The organism is Streptomyces sp. NPDC058195 (assembly GCF_042883525.1).
Classification (GTDB): domain Bacteria; phylum Actinomycetota; class Actinomycetes; order Streptomycetales; family Streptomycetaceae; genus Streptomyces.
In genome coordinates, this window is the sequence record NZ_JBHVVM010000010.1 from 68,203 (window position 1) to 85,624 (window position 17,422).

The 17,422-nt window shown below is 75.0% G+C and carries 14 protein-coding genes; 10 read left to right on the forward strand and 4 right to left on the reverse strand.

All coding sequences use genetic code 11. The features are described from left to right. Window positions 1–16: 16 nt before the first annotated feature. Genes ACFVWY_RS15065 through ACFVWY_RS15085 form a run of 5 tightly spaced genes read left to right on the forward strand, consistent with a single transcriptional unit; the run spans window position 17 to window position 6,701 of the window. Window positions 17–1,015: a cobalamin biosynthesis protein gene (locus ACFVWY_RS15065; RefSeq protein WP_389871635.1), complete on the forward strand. Its 999-nt coding sequence runs from the start codon at window positions 17–19 to the stop codon at window positions 1,013–1,015. After that, on the forward strand, window positions 1,012–2,619 hold the full coding sequence (locus tag ACFVWY_RS15070; RefSeq protein ID WP_389871638.1) for a cobyric acid synthase: 1,608 nt from the start codon (window positions 1,012–1,014) through the stop codon (window positions 2,617–2,619). Before ACFVWY_RS15065 ends, ACFVWY_RS15070 begins: the two co-directional genes overlap by 4 nt. Further along, entirely contained in the window at window positions 2,616–4,676 is a 2,061-nt protein-coding gene (locus ACFVWY_RS15075) for a putative cobaltochelatase (protein WP_389871640.1), read from the forward strand. The genes ACFVWY_RS15070 and ACFVWY_RS15075 overlap by 4 nt, the downstream gene beginning before the upstream one ends. Beyond that, window positions 4,676–5,275 (forward strand): cob(I)yrinic acid a,c-diamide adenosyltransferase, encoded by a 600-nt coding sequence (gene cobO / locus ACFVWY_RS15080; protein ID WP_389871643.1) that lies wholly within the window; start codon window positions 4,676–4,678, stop codon window positions 5,273–5,275. Before ACFVWY_RS15075 ends, cobO begins: the two co-directional genes overlap by 1 nt. A 22-nt stretch (window positions 5,276–5,297) precedes the next feature. Further along, window positions 5,298–6,701, forward strand: coding sequence for a cobyrinate a,c-diamide synthase (locus ACFVWY_RS15085; protein ID WP_389871646.1), 1,404 nt, complete (start codon window positions 5,298–5,300; stop codon window positions 6,699–6,701). A 29-nt stretch (window positions 6,702–6,730) separates the two neighbouring features. On the opposite strand, the gene ACFVWY_RS15090 is transcribed toward ACFVWY_RS15085, so the two are convergent. Then, on the reverse strand, window positions 6,731–7,453 hold the full coding sequence (locus ACFVWY_RS15090) for a ZIP family metal transporter (RefSeq protein WP_389871649.1): 723 nt from the start codon (window positions 7,451–7,453) through the stop codon (window positions 6,731–6,733). 95 nt (window positions 7,454–7,548) lie between these two features. Here ACFVWY_RS15090 and cobC point away from each other — a divergent pair, with 95 nt between their 5' ends. Next, window positions 7,549–9,036, forward strand: coding sequence for an Rv2231c family pyridoxal phosphate-dependent protein CobC (gene cobC / locus ACFVWY_RS15095; RefSeq protein ID WP_389871652.1), 1,488 nt, complete (start codon window positions 7,549–7,551; stop codon window positions 9,034–9,036). Between the two features lie 26 nt (window positions 9,037–9,062). On the opposite strand, the gene ACFVWY_RS15100 is transcribed toward cobC, so the two are convergent. Further along, a complete protein-coding gene (locus tag ACFVWY_RS15100; protein ID WP_389871655.1) occupies window positions 9,063–10,181 on the reverse strand; it encodes an SCO1860 family LAETG-anchored protein in 1,119 nt (372 codons plus the stop codon). A 323-nt stretch (window positions 10,182–10,504) separates the two neighbouring features. Beyond that, window positions 10,505–11,605 carry an amidohydrolase family protein gene (locus ACFVWY_RS15105; protein WP_389871657.1) on the reverse strand — a complete coding sequence of 367 codons (1,101 nt, stop codon included), beginning with the start codon at window positions 11,603–11,605 and terminating at the stop codon, window positions 10,505–10,507. A 110-nt stretch (window positions 11,606–11,715) separates the two neighbouring features. Here ACFVWY_RS15105 and ACFVWY_RS15110 point away from each other — a divergent pair, with 110 nt between their 5' ends. The 4 genes from ACFVWY_RS15110 to ACFVWY_RS15125 all read left to right on the forward strand — a co-directional run bounded on the left by ACFVWY_RS15110 (window position 11,716) and on the right by ACFVWY_RS15125 (window position 16,254). Next, on the forward strand, window positions 11,716–12,822 hold the full coding sequence (locus ACFVWY_RS15110) for a pyridoxal-phosphate-dependent aminotransferase family protein (RefSeq protein WP_389871660.1): 1,107 nt from the start codon (window positions 11,716–11,718) through the stop codon (window positions 12,820–12,822). A gap of 181 nt (window positions 12,823–13,003) precedes the next feature. After that, window positions 13,004–13,879 (forward strand): class I SAM-dependent methyltransferase, encoded by an 876-nt coding sequence (locus tag ACFVWY_RS15115; protein WP_389871663.1) that lies wholly within the window; start codon window positions 13,004–13,006, stop codon window positions 13,877–13,879. After that, window positions 13,876–15,192, forward strand: a complete 1,317-nt coding sequence (locus ACFVWY_RS15120) for a hypothetical protein (protein ID WP_389871666.1) — start codon at window positions 13,876–13,878, stop codon at window positions 15,190–15,192. The genes ACFVWY_RS15115 and ACFVWY_RS15120 overlap by 4 nt, the downstream gene beginning before the upstream one ends. A 42-nt stretch (window positions 15,193–15,234) precedes the next feature. Next, window positions 15,235–16,254 (forward strand): VOC family protein, encoded by a 1,020-nt coding sequence (locus tag ACFVWY_RS15125; RefSeq protein WP_389871669.1) that lies wholly within the window; start codon window positions 15,235–15,237, stop codon window positions 16,252–16,254. Between the two features lie 5 nt (window positions 16,255–16,259). Here the strand turns inward: ACFVWY_RS15125 and ACFVWY_RS15130 are convergent, their stop codons facing one another. Next, the gene (locus tag ACFVWY_RS15130) at window positions 16,260–17,321 is read right to left on the reverse strand and encodes an aminotransferase class V-fold PLP-dependent enzyme (RefSeq protein WP_389871671.1); all 1,062 of its coding nucleotides are present in this window, start codon (window positions 17,319–17,321) and stop codon (window positions 16,260–16,262) included. Window positions 17,322–17,422: the final 101 nt, after the last annotated feature.

The following is a 17,422-nucleotide window of genomic DNA, read 5'->3' on the forward strand; positions in this document are numbered from 1 at the left end:
GACGGCCGGCTGAGCCGTGCGAGCCGACCGCATCTTCGCGTACGGCGCCACCGCCGGTCTGATCGGCGACCTGCTGCTCGGTGACCCCCGCAGGGGCCATCCGGTCGCCGCCTTCGGGCGGGCCGCGGCGGGCGTCGAGCGCCGCCTGTGGCACGACCACCGCGGCTGGGGCGCGCTGCACACCCTGGTCTGCGCCGGAGCCGCCGCTGGCGGTGCCGCGCTGGCCGCCCGCGCGGTACGCCGCAGTCCCGCCGCCTCCGTGGCGCTGACCGCCGCCGCCACCTGGTCCGTCGTCGGCGGTACGTCCCTGGGCCGGGAGGCGCGGGCCATCGGCGGCGCCCTGGACGCCGGTGACCTCGCCCTGGCCCGTGAACGGCTGCCCCATCTGTGCGGGCGCGATCCGGAGGCCCTGGACGGGCCGCAGATCGCCCGCGCCGTCGTGGAGTCCGTGGCGGAGAACACCTCGGACGCCGTGGTCGGCGCCCTGGTGTGGGGCGCGCTGGCCGGGGTTCCCGGGCTGGCCGGTTTCCGGGCGGTCAACACCCTCGACGCCATGGTCGGCCACACATCGCCGCGCCTGCGCCGCTACGGCTGGGCCTCGGCCCGCCTCGACGACCTCGCGGGCTGGCCCGGCGCCCGGCTCACCGCCCTGCTCGCGGTGGCCGCCGGGGGGCGCCCGAGGGGCGCGCTCCACGCCTGGCGGGCCGACGCGGCCCAGCACCCGAGCCCCAACGCGGGCCCGGTGGAGGCCGCGTTCGCGGGGGCGCTCGGCGTACGGCTGGGCGGGACTCTCGCGTACGGGGGCCGGGTGGAGCACCGTGCGGTACTCAACGGGGAGAGCGGCCGCGCGGTGGAGAGCGCGGACATCGAACGCGCGGTGCGGCTGTCGCGTCGCGTGAGCGCGCTGGCTCTCGGCGTGTGCGTGGCGGGACGGCTCGGCGCGGCCTGCGCCGTACGACGGATCGGTGCGCGCAGGGCGGCGGGGCCGCGCGGCGCGGGACGGAGGACCTCATGAGCGGCGGGCTGCTGGTCGCCGGGACCACCTCGGACGCGGGCAAGAGCGTCGTCACGGCGGGCATCTGCCGCTGGCTGGTGCGCCGGGGCGTGAAGGTGGCGCCCTTCAAAGCGCAGAACATGTCACTGAACTCGTTCGTCACCCGTGAGGGCGCCGAGATCGGGCGCGCCCAGGCCATGCAGGCCCAGGCCGCCCGCGTCGAGCCGACCGCGCTGATGAACCCGGTCCTGCTGAAGCCCGGCGGCGACCGCTCCAGCCAGGTCGTCCTGATGGGGAAGCCGGTCGGCGAGATGAGCGCGCGCGGCTACCACGGCGGCCGCCAGGAGGCCCTGTTCGGCACGGTCGTGGACTGCCTGGAGCAGTTGCGGGCCACGTACGACGCGGTGATCTGCGAGGGGGCGGGCAGCCCGGCCGAGATCAACCTGCGGCGCACCGACATCGTGAACATGGGCATCGCGCGGGCGGCGGGCTTCCCGGTCGTGGTGGTCGGCGACATCGACCGGGGCGGCGTCTTCGCGTCGTTCTTCGGTACGACGGCGCTGCTGGCCGCCGAGGACCAGGCGCTGGTCGCGGGCTATCTGGTGAACAAGTTCCGCGGTGACGTGTCGCTGCTGGAGCCCGGCCTGGACATGCTGCGCGAGCTGACCGGACGGCCGACGTACGGGGTGCTGCCCTTCGCCCACGGGCTCGGCATCGACGAGGAGGACGGGCTGCGGGTCTCGCTGCGCGGGGCGGTGCGCGAGTCGGCCGTCGCGCCGCCGCACGGCGCGGACGTGCTGCGGGTCGCGGTGTGCGCGGTGCCGTTGATGTCGAACTTCACCGATGTGGACGCGCTGGCGGCCGAGCCCGGGGTCGTCGTCCGGTTCGTGGACCGGGCCGAAGAGCTGTCCGACGCCGACCTGGTCGTGGTGCCGGGCACCCGGGGCACCGTGAAGGCACTGGCCTGGCTGCGGGAACGCGGTCTCGCCGACGCTCTGGCGCGGCGCGCGGCCGAGGGGCGGCCCGTCCTCGGCATCTGCGGCGGCTTCCAGCTCCTGGGCGAGCGCATCGAGGACGAGGTGGAGTCCCGGGCCGGTCTGGTCGAGGGCCTGCGCCTGCTCCCCGTACACATCCGCTTCGACCGGGAGAAGACCCTGGCCCGGCCGGTCGGCGAGGCGCTCGGCGCGCCCGTGGAGGGGTACGAGATCCATCACGGGGTGGCGGACGTGCGCGGCGGGGAGGCGTTCCTGGACGGCTGCCGGGTGGGGTCCGTGTGGGGCACCCACTGGCACGGTTCGCTGGAGAGCGACGTGTTCCGCCGCCGCTTCCTGACCGAGGTCGCACAGGCCGCGGGACGGCGGTTCGTCCCCGCCCCCGACACCTCCTTCGGCGCGCTGCGCGAGGAACAGCTCGACCGCCTCGGCGACCTGATAGAGGAACACGCCGACACCGACGCGCTGCTCCGGCTCATCGAGTCGGGCGCGCCGTCCGGACTGCCGTTCGTCGCTCCCGGAGCGCCCGGCGGCCCCCGCTCCCCCGCCTCCGCGCCCGAAGAGGCCGCAGGAACCACAGGGGCCACAGAAATCACAGGAACCGCCGAAAGCGCAGGAAGGACCGCCCAGTGAGTACGCATTTCCCGTTCACCGCCGTCGTCGGGCAGCAGGACCTGCAACTCGCCCTGTTGCTCAACTCCGTCTCGCCGGGCATCGGCGGTGTGCTGGTGCGGGGTGAGAAGGGCACCGCGAAGAGCACCGCCGTACGCGCGCTCTCGGCGCTGCTGCCACCGGTGGCCGTCGTGGCCGGGTGCCGGTTCTCCTGTGATCCGGCGGCGGCCGACCCGGCGTGTCCGGACGGCCCGCACGAGCCGGGCGCCGGAGTGTCACGGGACGCCCGGATGGTGGAGCTGCCGGTCGGCGCGTCGGAGGACCGGCTCGTGGGGGCGCTCGACATCGAGCGGGCGCTCGCGGAGGGCGTGAAGGCGTTCGAGCCGGGCCTGCTGGCCGACGCGCACCGCGGGATCCTCTACGTCGACGAGGTCAACCTGCTCCACGACCACCTGGTGGACCTGCTGCTGGACGCCGCCGCCATGGGCGCGTCGTACGTGGAGCGTGAGGGCGTCTCGGTCCGGCACGCGGCGCGTTTCCTGCTCGTGGGGACGATGAACCCGGAGGAGGGCGAGCTGCGGCCGCAGCTGCTCGACCGGTTCGGGCTGACCGTGGAGGTCGCCGCGTCCCGGGAGACCGACCAGCGGGTCGAGGTGGTGCGGCGGCGGCTGGCGTACGACGACGACCCCGCGGGCTTCGCGGCCGGCTGGGCCGACGAGGAGGAGGCGCTGCGGGCGAGGATCGCCGCCGCGCGGGAGCTGCTGCCCGGGGTGCGCCTCGGTGATGCTCCGCTGCGGCAGATCGCCGCGACCTGCGCGGCCTTCGAGGTCGACGGGATGCGCGCGGACATCGTGATGGCGCGGACGGCCACGGCGCTGGCCGCCTGGGCGGGGCGCACGGAGGTGCTCGCCGAGGACGTGCGGCAGGCGGCCCTGCTCGCCCTTCCGCACCGGCGGCGGCGCAATCCCTTCGACGCGCCGGGGCTCGACGAGGACAAGCTGGACGACACGCTGGAGCAGAACGGCGAGGACGACGGCCCGGACCCGGACGGCCCCGGTGGCGGCGGGCGGCCCCCGCGGGACGATGCCCCCGGCACACCGCCGCGCCCCGGCCAGGACGCCGACGACGCGTCGGCCCCGTCCGTACCGGAGCAGGGCCAGGGACAGGGACAGGCGCAGCCGTCCGGGGGCGGCGAGCAGCGGCCGGTGGGCGCCACCGAGCCGTTCCGTACGAAGATGCTGAGCGTCCCCGGGCTGGGCGAGGGCGCGGCGGGGCGCCGGTCCCGGGCGCGTACCGAGCACGGGCGCACCACCGGCGCGCGACGCCCGGAGGGCGCCCTGACCAAGCTGCACCTGTCGGCGACGGTACGGGCCGCCGCCCCGCACCAGCGGGCGCGCGGGCGGTCGGGGCGCGGGCTGGTGGTCCGGCGGGACGATCTGCGGCAGGCGACGCGGGAGGGGCGCGAGGGGAACCTGGTGCTCTTCGTGGTGGACGCCTCCGGGTCGATGGCTGCCCGGCAGCGGATGGCAGCCGTGAAGGGCGCGGTGCTGTCGCTGCTGCTGGACGCGTACCAGCGGCGGGACAAGGTCGGGCTGGTCACCTTCCGGGGCCGGGACGCCGAGGTGGTGCTGCCGCCGACGTCGTCGGTGGACGCGGCGGCGGCCCGGCTCGAACTGCTGCCCACGGGCGGGCGCACCCCCGTGGCGGCCGGGCTGCTGAAGGCCCATGAGGTGCTGCGGGTGGAGCGGCTGCGCGATCCCTCGCGCCGTCCGCTGCTGGTCGTGGTGACCGACGGCCGGGCGACCGGGGGCCCGGGGCCGGTGGCACTGGCGTCCCGGGCGGCGCGGCTGCACGCCGCGCAGGGCACCGCGTCCGTCGTCGTGGACTGCGAGTCGGGGCCGGTTCGGCTCGGGCTCGCGGCCGGGCTGGCCCGGGATCTCGGCGGTGGCGCCGTGACCCTGGACGAGCTGCGGGCCGACGCGATCGCCGGACTCGTCAAGGGCGTCCGGGACGCGGGCGGCCGGGAGACCGGCCGGCGCGGCGCCGGCCGGAGGGAAACCAACAGGAGGGCCGCGTAATGCCGCAGGGACAGCCGACCACCGTGCCGGACGACGGGCTCACCACCCGTCAGCGCCGCAACCGGCCGCTGCTGATGGTGCACACCGGCACCGGCAAGGGGAAGTCGACGGCAGCCTTCGGGATGGCGCTGCGCGCCTGGAATCAGGGGTGGCCCGTGGGCGTCTTCCAGTTCGTCAAGTCGGCGAAGTGGAAGGTCGGCGAGGAGAACGCGCTGAAGGTCCTCGGTGCGAGCGGCGAGGGCGGCCCGGTCGTCTGGCACAAGATGGGCGAGGGCTGGTCATGGGTCCAGCGCGACGGCCAGGTGGACAACGAGGAGGCGGCGCGCGAGGGCTGGGAGCAGATCAAGCGCGACCTGGCGGCCGAGACGTACCGGCTGTACGTCCTCGACGAGTTCGCGTACCCGATGCACTGGGGGTGGATCAGCACCGACGAGGTGATCGAGGTGCTGCGTGAGCGTCCCGGCACCCAGCATGTGGTCATCACCGGCCGCAACGCGCCGCAGGCGCTGCTGGACGCCGCGGATCTGGTGACCGAGATGTCCAAGGTCAAGCACCCGATGGACGCCGGGCAGAAGGGTCAGCGGGGCATCGAATGGTGACGCGCGCCACGGGGGCGGCCCGGTGACGGTTCCACGTCTGGTGATCGCCGCGCCCTCCTCGGGCAGCGGCAAGACCACCGTCGCGACGGGTCTGATGGCCGCCTTCGCGCGGCGCGGCCTGGCCGTGTCCCCGCACAAGGTCGGCCCCGACTACATCGACCCCGGCTACCACACGCTGGCCACGGGGCGGCCGGGGCGCAACCTCGACGCGTACATGTGCGGCCCCGGTGCGGTCGCCCCGCTGTTCGCGCACGGGGCGGCCGGGTGCGACCTGGCGGTGGTCGAGGGGGTGATGGGGCTGTACGACGGGGCGTCGGGGCAGGGGGAGCTGGCGTCGACCGCCCAGGTGTCGAAGCTGCTGCGGGCGCCCGTGGTGCTGGTCGTCGACGCCTCCTCCCAGTCGCGGTCGGTGGCCGCGCTGGCGCACGGCTTCGCCTCGTGGGATCCGCAGGTGCGGATCGGCGGGGTGATCCTGAACAAGGTCGGCTCGCAGCGCCACGAGGAGCTGCTGCGGGACGCGCTGGAGGAGTCGGGGCTGCCGGTGCTGGGGGTGCTGCGACGGGCCGAGCAGGCGGCGGTGCCGTCACGGCACCTGGGTCTGGTGCCGGTGGCCGAGCGGCGCGGCGACGCGGTGGGCGCGGTCGAGGCGATGCGGGAGCAGGTGGTGGCGGGGTGCGACCTGGACGCGCTGCTGGCGCTGGCCCGGTCCGCTCCCGCGCTGCCGGACGGGGCGTGGGACGCGGCGGAGGCGGTCGGCGGCTGCGGCGGGCCGGTCGTCGGCGGGCGGGGCGGGGCGGCCCCGGTCGTCGGCGGGCGGGGCGGGGCGGCCCCGGTCGTCGCGGTGGCGTCGGGAGCCGCGTTCACCTTCTCGTACGCGGAGAACACCGAGCTGCTGACCGCCGCCGGGGCCGAGGTCGTGCCGTTCGACCCGCTGCGGGACGAGAAGCTGCCCGAGGGGACGCGGGGCCTGGTCATCGGCGGGGGCTTCCCCGAGGTGTACGCCGCCGAGCTGTCCGCCAACGCGGCGCTGCGGGAGGCCGTCGCGGCGCTCGCGGGCTCCGGGACGCCGGTGTCGGCCGAGTGCGCGGGGCTGCTGTACCTGGCGCGGTCGCTGGACGGGCTGCCAATGTGCGGGGTCCTCGACGCCAGGGCCCGGATGTCGAAGCGGCTGACCCTGGGCTACCGGGAGGCGGTGGCGGTCTCGGACAGCGTGCTGGCGGCACCCGGCACCCGGGTACGCGGCCACGAGTTCCACCGGACCGTGCTGGAGCCGGGGGCCGGGGCCGAACCGGCGTGGGGCATGCACCTGCCCGAACGGCGCGTCGAGGGCTTCGTACGGGGCGGGGTGCACGCCAGCTATCTGCACACGCACTGGGCCTCGGCGCCCGGGATGGCCCGCCGCTTCGTCGAGCGGTGCGCGCGATGACCACCGGGGACGCGGTGCCGGGAGGGCGCTCAGTCCGCGATGCCCACCACGAGCCAGATGAAGCCGACCCCGGCCACGGTGCACAGCAGCGTGGAGCGGGCCGGGTGCTCGTGGTGCGCCTCGGGAAGGATCTCGGCGGCGGCCAGGTAGAGCAGGGCGCCGCCGAAGAAGCCGAGATAGCAGCCGAGGAGTTCCGCCGGAAGGGTGAACAGCAGGGTGGTCGCGGCGCCGGCCAGCGGAGCCAGGGCGTCCGCGAACAGCATGAGCAGGGCCTTGCGGCGGGCGTTCCCGTACAGGCTGGTGATCGTGTAGGTGTTGAAGCCGTCGGCGAAGTCGTGGGTGATGACGGCGAGTGCCACGGTGGCGCCCATGCCGGGGCCGACCTGGAAGGCGGCGCCGAGCGCGACGCCGTCCATCAGGCTGTGGCCGACCATGGCGGCCGCCGCCGTGAGCCCGACCTGCGGCACCCGTTGCCCGCCCGCGCCGTGCGCCGCCTGGCGTACCGCGAGCAGCCGCTCCACGAGGTGGGCGAAGAGGAAGCCCGCGACGAACAGCAGCAGGGCGGCCGGGACGCCGAAGACGGGCCCGCCCGCGGTCTCGATCGCCTCCGGCAGGAGGTCCAGGCCGACCACGCCGAGCATCAGCCCGCCGGCGAAGCCGAGCACCAGATGGCGGCGGTCGGTGACGCGCTGGGCGACCCAGCCGCCCACCAGGGTCATCAGGAACGCGCCGAGCGCGACGAACACCGCCATGGGCTCTTGCTAGCCGATCGTCCCCGGTCCGCGCATCTCAGCGCCGCCTGACGCCTCCGCTCTCCGGACCCGCCCACCACGTAAGGACCCGTTCCATGTCCGAAACCGTCGACGCCGCCGCGGTGTTGCCGTCCGTGTCACTCGCCGTAGGGGTCGGCGCGTCCCGCGGCGCCCCCGCCGAGGAGATCATCGGACTGGTCCGGGACGCTCTGCGGGAGGCCGGGCTCTCGCCGCTGAGCGTCGCGGAGCTGGTGACCGTGGACGCCAAGGCGGACGAGCCGGGCATCGTCGCCGCCGCGGTGGCACTCGGGGTGCCGTTGCGTACGTATCCGGCCGGGGAGCTGGCCCGGGTCGAGGTGCCCAGCCCGTCCGGCGCGCCGTGCGCCGCCGTCGGGACGCCCTCGGTCGCGGAGGCCGCCGCGCTCGCGGCGGGGGGCGAGCTGCTGGTGCCGAAGCGGAAGTCGGCGCCCCGGGGCCGGGTACCGATGGCGACCTGCGCGGTGGTCCGCCGCGCCCCGTACGGCACCGGCGCGGATCCGCACGACCTGCGGCACCACGGGGACGCGGAGGTGCGGGGCGGGGATCTGACCGATCTCGCCGTGAACGTACGGGCGGGTACTCCCCCGGACTGGCTGCGGGAGCGGATCGCCGCCTCGCTGACCTCGCTGGCCGCCTACCCGGACGGCCGTGCGGCGCGGGCGGCGGTGGCGTCCCGGCACGGGCTGCCGGTGGAGCGGGTGCTGCTGACCTCGGGGGCGGCGGAGGCGTTCGTCCTGCTCGCGCGGGCGCTGCCGGTACGCCGCCCGGTGGTGGTCCATCCGCAGTTCACCGAGCCGGAGGCGGCGCTGCGCGCGGCCGGGCACCAGGTGGAGCGGGTGCTGCTGCGGGCCGGGGACGGTTTCCGGCTGGACCCCGCGGCGGTGCCCGAGGAGGCGGATCTGGTGGTGGTCGGCAATCCAACCAACCCCACCTCGGTGCTGCATCCGGCGGCTGTGCTGGAACGGCTGGCGCGGCCCGGCCGGTTCCTGGTGGTCGACGAGGCGTTCATGGACGCGGTGCCGGGCGAGCGGGAGTCGCTGTGCGGGCGCACGGACCTCCCGGGGCTGGTGGTGCTGCGGAGCCTCACCAAGACCTGGGGGCTCGCCGGGCTGCGGATCGGTTACGTGCTGGCCGGGCCGGGGACCGTCCGCACGCTGGAGGCGGCGCAGCCGCTGTGGCCGGTGTCGGCCCCGGCGCTGACGGCCGCCGAGGCGTGCATGGAGCCGCGGGCCCTGGCGGAGGCGGCCGGGGCGGCGGAGCGGATCGCGGTGGACCGGGCCCGTCTGGTGGCGGGGCTGCGGGGGTTCGGCGGGGTGCGGGTGGTGGAACCGGCCGAGGCGCCGTTCGTCCTGGTGCGGCTGGAGCGGGCGGCCGAAGTGCGGGAGCGGTTGCGGGCGCTGGGCTTCGCGGCGCGGCGCGGCGATACCTTTCCCGGACTCGGCCCCGAGTGGCTGCGGCTGGCCGTGCGCGACCGGGCCACGACCGAGCGCTTTCTCGCGGCGTTCGGCCGGGCGTTGCCAAGGCCGGACGCGGCGGCGGGCTGAGGGACCGCCGCCGCGCCGGCACCGGGTCAGCCGCGGGCGCGGGCGCGGCGCCTGGTGAGCATCACCGCCCCGCCGCCAGCGGCCAGCAGCACGGCCGCGCCGCCCGCGAGGTACGGGGTGGAGGAGGAGCTTCCGGTCTCGGCGAGGCTGGAGTCGGCGTCGGGGGCGTGGCCGGTGCCGGTCTGCGGCTTCACCCCGTCGCCGCCGGTGCCGTTGCCGCCGGAGCCGTTGTGGCCGCCGGTCGAACCGGCGGTGCCGCTTCCGCTGGTGGAGCCGCCCTGGGTGGAACCTCCGTTGGCGGAGCCGCCGTTGTCGCCGCCCCCGTTGCCGGAGCCGCCGCTGTTGCCGGAGCCGCCGCTGTTCGAGCCGCCGCTGTTCGAGCCGCCGGTGGTGGAACCGCCGGTGCTCGTACCACCGTTGTTCCCGCCGCCCGCCACCGGCGTCTCGCAGGTGGCCTCCACCAGCGTGACCTCGCCCTGCACATCGGCCACGTTCAGGTTGAGCGGGTTGACGGAGACCTTCAGCCGCAGCGCGGTCGCCGCCGCGGTGCGCGAGGTGGTGTGCGTCTTGGAGAGGTCCAGGCTCACCTCACCGACGCCCGGGACGGCGACCCGCGTGGTACCGCCCGCGGTCAGGTCGATCCGCTTGCCGAGGACCGATACGTGGCCCAGGACGTTGGACTCCGCGACCGGCTTGCGGCCCGCCTCGCAGACCGCCCTGGACGTGACCTTCTCCACCTCGATCAGCGGGAGCACCGGGAGCCCGGGAAGGTGGACCCGGGCCTTGAGCACATTGCTGTAGCCCTCGGCGCGCTGCCGGTCGGCGCGGGCCTTCGCGGTGGCCACGTCGGCGGCGAGCAGGCTGACCGGCTTTCCGCCGTCCACCCCGTCGACCCGGACGCGCAGCGCGGTGCTGTCCGCGTCGGCGGGGGCCTGTACCGCGTTGAGCGAGGTCCTGAGCGGTACCTCGACCGTCTTGTTCAGGAGCGAGACGTCGAGCGAGGCGCGGAGCACGGCCGCACTCGCCTTCCCGCCGCCGGTGGTCGTGGTGGCCGCGGGCGCCGCCTGGGCCGGAACGGCGGCCAGCAGGGCGACGGGTGCGACGGCGACCGCCAGGGCGGCGAGTCGGAAGGTGTTGCTGTTCAAGGTGGTGGAACCCCCACATGAGACATGGAGCCACCGGTGCCCTCCAATGGGGGACATCGAGAGCTCCGGTGGCCTCGACCCCGAAAGCTTTACGCACAGAGGGTGAACTCGTGGATACCTGACGTGAGTTCACCCCAAAGGGGGGTTTCCGCGCCTGTATTCGATTATCTCGGTACGCGCGTTCCTCCGGCTCACCCGATCCGCCGAGCGCGGACGGCGCGGCCACTGGTCGCGCCGGGGCACGCGCAAGAGTGCTCCAACGACGACGGGAGCGCTCCGGTCACTGCCGGTCAACCCGGCGCACCTCAGGGGCGGTCGGCCCGTCAGCCGACCGCCCGCCCGTTCAGCACCACCCGGCGCGGCGCGGCGAGGGCCCGTACGTCCGCCCGCGGGTCCTCGTCGTACACCACCAGGTCCGCCGGGGCGCCCTCGTCGAGCCCCGGCCGTCCCAGCCACCGCCGGGCTCCCCAGGTCGTCGCGGAGAGCGCGTCCAGGGCCGGGATGCCCGCCTTCACCAGCTCGGCGACCTCGTTCGCCACCAGCCCGTGGCCGAGCGCACCCCCCGCGTCGGTCCCGGTGAAGACCGGGATGCCCGCGTCGTACGCGGCGCGGACTGTGTCGTAGCGCCGCTCGTGCAGCCGCCGCATATGGGCCGACCACCGGGGGAACTTGGCCTCGCCGCCCTCCGCGAGCGCGGGGAACGTGGCGATGTTGACCAGGGTGGGGACGATCGCGACGCCGCGCTCGGCAAAGAGCGGAATGGTGTCCTCGGTAAGTCCGGTGGCGTGCTCCACGCAGTCGATCCCGGCCTCGACCAGGTCGCGCAGCGAGTCCTCGGCGAAGCAGTGCGCGGTAACCCGGGCACCCAGCCGGTGGGCCTCGGCGATGGCCGCCCCGACCACGTCACGCGGCCAGCAGGCCGTCAGGTCGCCGACGCCACGGTCGATCCAGTCGCCGACCAGCTTCACCCAGCCGTCGCCGCGGCGCGCCTCCTGGGCGACGTACGCGACGAGTTCCTCCGGCTCGATCTCGTGGGCGTAGTTCCGGGTGTACCTGCGGGGCCTGGCGATGTGCCGCCCGGCCCGGATGATCTTCGGCAGGTCCTCGCGGTCGTCGATCCACCGGGTGTCGGCCGGTGAGCCCGCGTCCCGCAGCAGCAGCGCGCCCGCCTCCCGGTCGGCGAGGGCCTGGCGCTCACTGGTGGCCGCGTCCACGGCTCCGTGGAGGTCGAGCCCGACGTGGCAGTGAGCGTCCACCAGGCCCGGCAGCGCCCAGCCGGTGACGGTCACCGCCTCCCCTGCCCCGGCCGGCCGGTCGTACGTGATCCGGCCGCTCACCACCCAGAGCTCGTCCCGGGCGTCCTCGGGGCCGACGAGCACCCGCCCCTTCACATGCAGCACCTGCGAAGCCTTGTGATCACTCATGGGCAGCACTGTACGAGGCGGCGCCGGGGGCTCTCGGTACGCTTCGACGACAGCACCGTCCGTACGCGCCCCCGCGCGCCGAACCGATCCGACCCGAAGAGAGCACCACCGTGACCCACCCCTTCCTCGACCTCGCCCCGCTCACCGCCGCGCGCTTCGCGGCCATCGAGCAGCGGGTGGCCGGCCTCCTCGCCACCGGGCAGGACGTCGTCATCATGCAGGGCGAGGCGCTGCTCCCGCTCGAAGGCTGCATCCGGGGCGGCGCCCGGCCCGGTACGACCGCGCTCAACGTGGTGACCGGTCCGTACGGGCAGACCTTCGGGAACTGGCTGCGGGACTGCGGCGCCGAGGTGATCGACCTCGCGGTGCCCTTCCACACGGCCGTCACGGCCGAACAGGTCGCCCAGGCGCTCGCCGGGCACCCGGAGATCGACTTCGTCTCGCTGGTCCACGCGGAGGCGGCGACCGGCAACACCAACCCGGTCGCCGGGATCGGCGAGGTGGTCCGCGCGCACGGGGCGCTGTTCATGCTGGACGCGGTCGCCTCGGTGGGTGCCGAGCCGCTGCTGCCGGACGCCTGGGGCGTCGACCTCTGTGTGATCGGCGCGCAGAAGGCGATGGGCGGCCCGGCCGGGGTGTCGGCGGTGTCGGTGAGCGAGCGGGCCTGGGAGCGGATCGCCGCCAACCCGCAGGCGCCCCGCCGCTCCTACCTCTCGCTGCTGGACTGGAAGGAGCGGTGGATCGACGGTGGCCGCAAGGCGCTGCTGCACGCCCCCGCCCAGCTGGAGATGCTCGCGCTGGAGGCGTGCGTGGAGCGGATCGAGGCCGAGGGCCTGGACGCGGTGATGGCCCGTCACGCCGCGGCCGCCGCGGCGACGCGTGCGGGCGCGGTGGCGCTCGGCGGCGGCCTCTCCCCGTACGTGCACCGGGCCGAGGAGGCGGCGCCGGTCGCCACGACGCTGCGTACCCCCGAGGGGGTGGACGCCGCCGGGCTGGTCGCCCGTGCGCTGGCGGCCGACCCGTCGCTGCCGCTGATCGCGGGCGGTGGCGCGCTGTCCAAGGAGATGATCCGGGTCAATCACTACGGCGTGGACGCGACGCGCGGCGCGGTGCTCTCCTCGCTCGCGGCCCTGGGCTCGGCGCTGGCCGACACCGGCCGGCCGGTCGACCTCGAAGCCGCCCGCAAGGCCGTCGCGGAGGCCTGGCCGAGCGCGTGACCTGCGACGGGATCCCGTGAAGTGCCTGCTCCGGGCGGGTCGTTGAGCCCCCGGGCGCTGGCGGGCGCCGAGCGCCGGTGCGTACTATGTGGGGCCTGATCACGAGCCTTGGCACCCCGGAAGCCCGGGGCCGGGGCGGTGACCGGGCCCTGCACACCACGGACCAACGGGAGACCCGCCTATGCGTTGTGGAGTAGAACTGACCGCCTATCTCGTCAACGAGTCGCGTGCCAGGATGCCCGGTCTCTCGGAGGACCCACTGGCAGCCGCCTGGATCCCTCAGAGCGACCGGCCCGCGGTGCGTGAACTGTGGGACGAGTTCGCCGGCACCGTCTACCCCCACGACGACCTGGTCGTCTCCCTGCGCGGGAGATACATCGCGGACACCCTGGCCCGTGCGCTGGAGAAGGACCCGGACACGGTGCTCGTGGTGTGCGGGGCCGGATTCTCGTCGTACCCCTGGCTGCTGCCGTTCCGGACCGCCATCGAGGTGGACCTGCCGGACATGATCGCGGCCAAGCAGGCCCGCACGGCGGAGCTGGTGGCGTCCGGGGCCCTGCCCGAGCGGGACGTCCACCACCACGCGGCCGACCTCGCCGGCGCGGCCTCCCGCGAGGAGCTGGCCTCCCTGGTACGCAAGGTGGCCGACGGACGCCCGGTGGCCTACGTGGCCGAAGGCCTGGTCTTCTACCTGCCGCCGGACGAGGCACGCGCGGTCGTGAGCCTCGGGGCCGAGTTCGGCTCGTGTGCGGTCACGGCGGTCAGCTACTGGCCCGCCGCGGCCGCCGGGAGCCAGGTCCTCGCCGACCAGCGGCAGTGGTTCCGCAGCCGTTCGGTGCCGGAGGACGCCTCGTACCTGACCCACCACGGCCTGACGGAGCTGCTCGGCGACGAGATCGAGGACTGCGGCCCGGAGGACCTCCAGCAGCGGTACCTCGGCCGGATCGACGTACCCGAGTCCGACCTGATCCCCGAGTACGTGGCGGTGTCCTGGCACGCCTCCGCGCGCGGTGTCCCCGGGCAGGGCGTTCCGGGGCGAACCGGAGCGACGCGTTGAGACAGGTGCTGCACCTGCAGAGCAGGGCGTACCCGGTGCACCACAATTCCCCGCCCCTGGCGATCAGCTCCTTCCAGGTGCCGGGGCACGGCGTGTTACGTCCGGTCGCGGGCGAGCTCGGCACCCTCGTGTACAACCCGGACCACACGATCGAGCTGGACCTGAAGGAGATCATCACCAGGGTGATCAGCCTGCCCGGCACGGAGATCGTCAGCTGCCACGCCCGGATCCTCAGCGCGGGCAGCATCCTGGTGACGTACGCGCTGCGCCACGAGGCCGATCTGCGGCTGCTGCCGCTCGCCGAGCTCGACGCGGTGGACGCGCGGGTGAACAACCTGCTCCGCGAGGCGGACGGCCCCGTCCTCAGCGCGCTGCTGACGGCCGCGGCGGCCTGCGGGATGGTGCAGGGGCTCTCGCTGCGGCCGGACCTGGCGGGCAGCGGGGTGGCCGCGCCGGTGGACCGCCAGTCCGCCCGGTACAACTGCCACTTCGTCACCGAGGACCCGCCGTGGACGCCCGACCCCCGGCTGCCGGAGTTCAGCCCGGGGCCGCACTGCCGGATCCTGCTGCCGTACACCTACGCCTGGGACCGCGACCCGGCGACGCCGCTGCCCGAGCTGCGGACGATGACGGAGCCGACCGACATCGCGACCGCACAGCAGTCCCTGCTGGTCGGCGCCCTGCTGGGCGGCAAGCGGATTCTGGTCGACCTGGCGAAGGCCGAGTCACCCACGACCGATGTGCACGCGTTCCGGCGCTTCCTCGACGGGGTCTGGTCCGACTACCACCACCTCGACGGGTACCGCATAGAGTCCACCCAGGGCCCACGGGCCACCTACCTGGCGGCCCGTGAGTCCATCGGCCTGGACAACACCCAGGAGCGCACGGACAAGCTGCTCGGCTACGTCGGCAACTCGCTGCTGGCCGCCGCCGCGCAGCGCACCGAGGCGCTCGACACCCGGCTCAACCGGGTCGCGTCCACGCTCGCCATGGTGGCGGCGGCGTCGTTCAGCCTCGATGCCGTGGTGTTCCTCCTGCCGGAGACGTCGCCGCTGGTGCCGCGGCTGGGGATCCTCGCCGGGCTGATCGGGATGACCGCCGCCGGCATCCTGGCCCTGTTCCTCCCCGAGCGCCGCAGCCGCAGGCCCGTCCCGCCCCCGCTGATGCCACGCCAGCGCAGGATCGCGCCCGTTCCCGTGCCCGTACCCATACCTGCGCCCGCACCAGCACCCACGCCAGCACCAGCACCAGCACCAGCACCAGCGGCACCCACGCCTGAAGGCCGGTCAGGCGATCCGTCCCCACAGGCGTAATTCGCTGTACCCGCCGATATGTCGGCGGCCACAGTGAGGTCCATGACCTCATACGTACGCCACATCACCATCGACTGTGCCGACGCCTACGCCCTGGCCGGATTCTGGGCCGGGGTGACCGGCACGGCGCTCTCCGCCGACGACGCCCCCGGAGACCCGGAGGCGCTCGTGCGTTCGCCTGGCGCCGCGCTGCTGTTCATCACCGTGCCCGAGCCCAAGCGCGTCAAGAACCGCGTCCACCTGGACATCCAGCCGAAGGACCGGACGAGGGACGAGGAGGTCGAACGGCTCCTCGGGCTGGGGGCCACGCTCGTGGCCGACCACCGCAAGCCGAACGGACGGGGCTGGGTGACGCTCGCCGACCCCGAGGGCAACGAGTTCTGTGTCGAGCTCGGCGCGGCCGAGCTCGCGGCCCTGACCGGAACCCGGCTGCCGGTCACGGCCGACGACGTGACCGACGCGGTGCGCCTGGCCGTCGAGGCGCTCCGGGACGCCCCGGCGGACCGCTGGGACACCCCGGCCGGGTCCTTGGAGTGGACCTGCTGGGAGACCGCGGAGCACCTGGCCGACGACCTCCTCTCCTACGCGGCCCAGATCGGCCCGCGGCGGCCACCGCGGGACGCGTACCTCCCGTACCGCTGGAGCGCCGACCGCGAGGGCGGTCCGAAGAACGCGGTGTTCGCGGACCGGGCGGCCGGGCCGGACGGACTGCTGCGGACGCTGGAGGCGAACGGCGCACTGCTCGCCGCGATGGTGCGGACGGCCCCGGCGGAGCTGCGCGCGTACCACCCGAGCGGAGTGTCCGACCCGGAGGGCTTCGCCGCGATGGGGGTCGTGGAGACCCTGGTGCACCTGGACGACCTCGCCGCCGGTCTGGGTGTCGCGTGGAATCCGCCGTCCGGTCTGTGCGACCGGGCGCTGGCCCGGCTGTTCCCGGACGCCCCGGCGGACGCGGACCGGTGGGCCGTGCTGCGCTGGGCCACCGGCCGCGCCGGACTGCCCAGCCGTCCGCGCGTCACGTCGTGGCAGTGGAACGGGACGCCGCTGGACGCGACTCCGTAGGGGCCTCAGCCCGCGAGGACGTTCAGGACCCGGTCCACATCGGCCTCCGTGTTGTAGAGGTGGAAGGCCGCGCGCAGGTTCCCCGCCCGGTTCGACGCCACGACCCCGGCCCGCGCGAGCTCCGGTTCCCGGTCGCCGAGGCCGGGCGCCGCCACGATGGGCGAGTCCCCGGGCACCGTCTCGTGTCCGAGCCGGGCCAGCCCCGCCCGCAGCCGGGCCGCGAGCCCGGTGGCGTGGGCGTGGACGGTCTCCACCCCGATCTCGTCCAGCAGCGCGAGGGACCGCTCGGCGCCGTGGTAGGCGAGGAAGGCGGGCGGGGCGTCGAAGCGGCGCGCGGTCGGGGAGAGCCGTTCGACCGGGCCGTAGACGCTGCTCCAGGGATCGACGGCGGCGCCCATGCCGGCGTAGAGCGGCGGCAGGGCTGGCTGCGCCGCCTCGGTGACGGTGAGGAAGGAGGTGCCGCGCGGGCAGAGCAGGAACTTGAAGCCGCCGGTGACGGTGTAGTCGTACTCCCCCGCGTCCATCGGCAGCCAGCCGGCCGACTGGGTGGCGTCGATCAGGGTCCGGGCGCCGTGGTCGGCGGCGGCCGCGCGTATCGCTTTCAGCCCGGCGATCCGGCCGTCGGCCGACTGCGTGGAGGAGAGGGCGACCAGCGCGGTGTCCGGCCCCACCGATTCGGCTATCCGGTCGAGCGGAACGTAGCGCATCCGGAGGTCCTCACGGATCGCGAGGGGGCCGACGACCGAGCTGAACTCGCCCTGCGGCGCGAGGACTTCGGCGCCCGGCGGCAGCGAGGCGGCGATCAGCCCGACGTGTACGGAGACGGAGCCCCCGATCGCGACCCGGTCGGCGCCGACCCCGGCGAGGCGGGCGAAGCGGTCCCGGACGGCTTCCACCACCGCGAAGTCACCGGAGCCGTCCGCACGGCCGGAGGCGAGCGTCTGGGCGAGTGCTGTCACGGCGGCCAGGGTCCGCCGGGGCAGCAGCCCGCAGGAGGCGGTGTTGAGGTAGGTCTTCGTCGGCGCGAACTCGTCGTCCACCAGGGCGCTGAGCGAGGCAGTATCCATGCGCCCAGCCTGGTGTCCCCTCAACCTCCGGTCAATCGCGTAAAGCTGAGGGGACAGCACCGCGTACACGGCTCGCGCCCAGGGTGACGGCGCCAAGGCGC

What these genes read in the sequence shown, in the direction of transcription:
- ACFVWY_RS15115 (WP_389871663.1), top strand. Translation starts at nt 13,004, where the DNA reads ATGCGTTGTGGAGTAGAACTGACCGCCTATCTCGTCAACGAGTCGCGT.
- ACFVWY_RS15105 (WP_389871657.1), bottom strand. Translation starts at nt 11,605, where the DNA reads ATGAGTGATCACAAGGCTTCGCAGGTGCTGCATGTGAAGGGGCGGGTG.
- cobO (WP_389871643.1), top strand. Translation starts at nt 4,676, where the DNA reads ATGCCGCAGGGACAGCCGACCACCGTGCCGGACGACGGGCTCACCACC.
- cobC (WP_389871652.1), top strand. Translation starts at nt 7,549, where the DNA reads ATGTCCGAAACCGTCGACGCCGCCGCGGTGTTGCCGTCCGTGTCACTC.
- ACFVWY_RS15090 (WP_389871649.1), bottom strand. Translation starts at nt 7,453, where the DNA reads ATGGCGGTGTTCGTCGCGCTCGGCGCGTTCCTGATGACCCTGGTGGGC.
- ACFVWY_RS15070 (WP_389871638.1), top strand. Translation starts at nt 1,012, where the DNA reads ATGAGCGGCGGGCTGCTGGTCGCCGGGACCACCTCGGACGCGGGCAAG.
- ACFVWY_RS15125 (WP_389871669.1), top strand. Translation starts at nt 15,235, where the DNA reads ATGACCTCATACGTACGCCACATCACCATCGACTGTGCCGACGCCTAC.
- ACFVWY_RS15130 (WP_389871671.1), bottom strand. Translation starts at nt 17,321, where the DNA reads ATGGATACTGCCTCGCTCAGCGCCCTGGTGGACGACGAGTTCGCGCCG.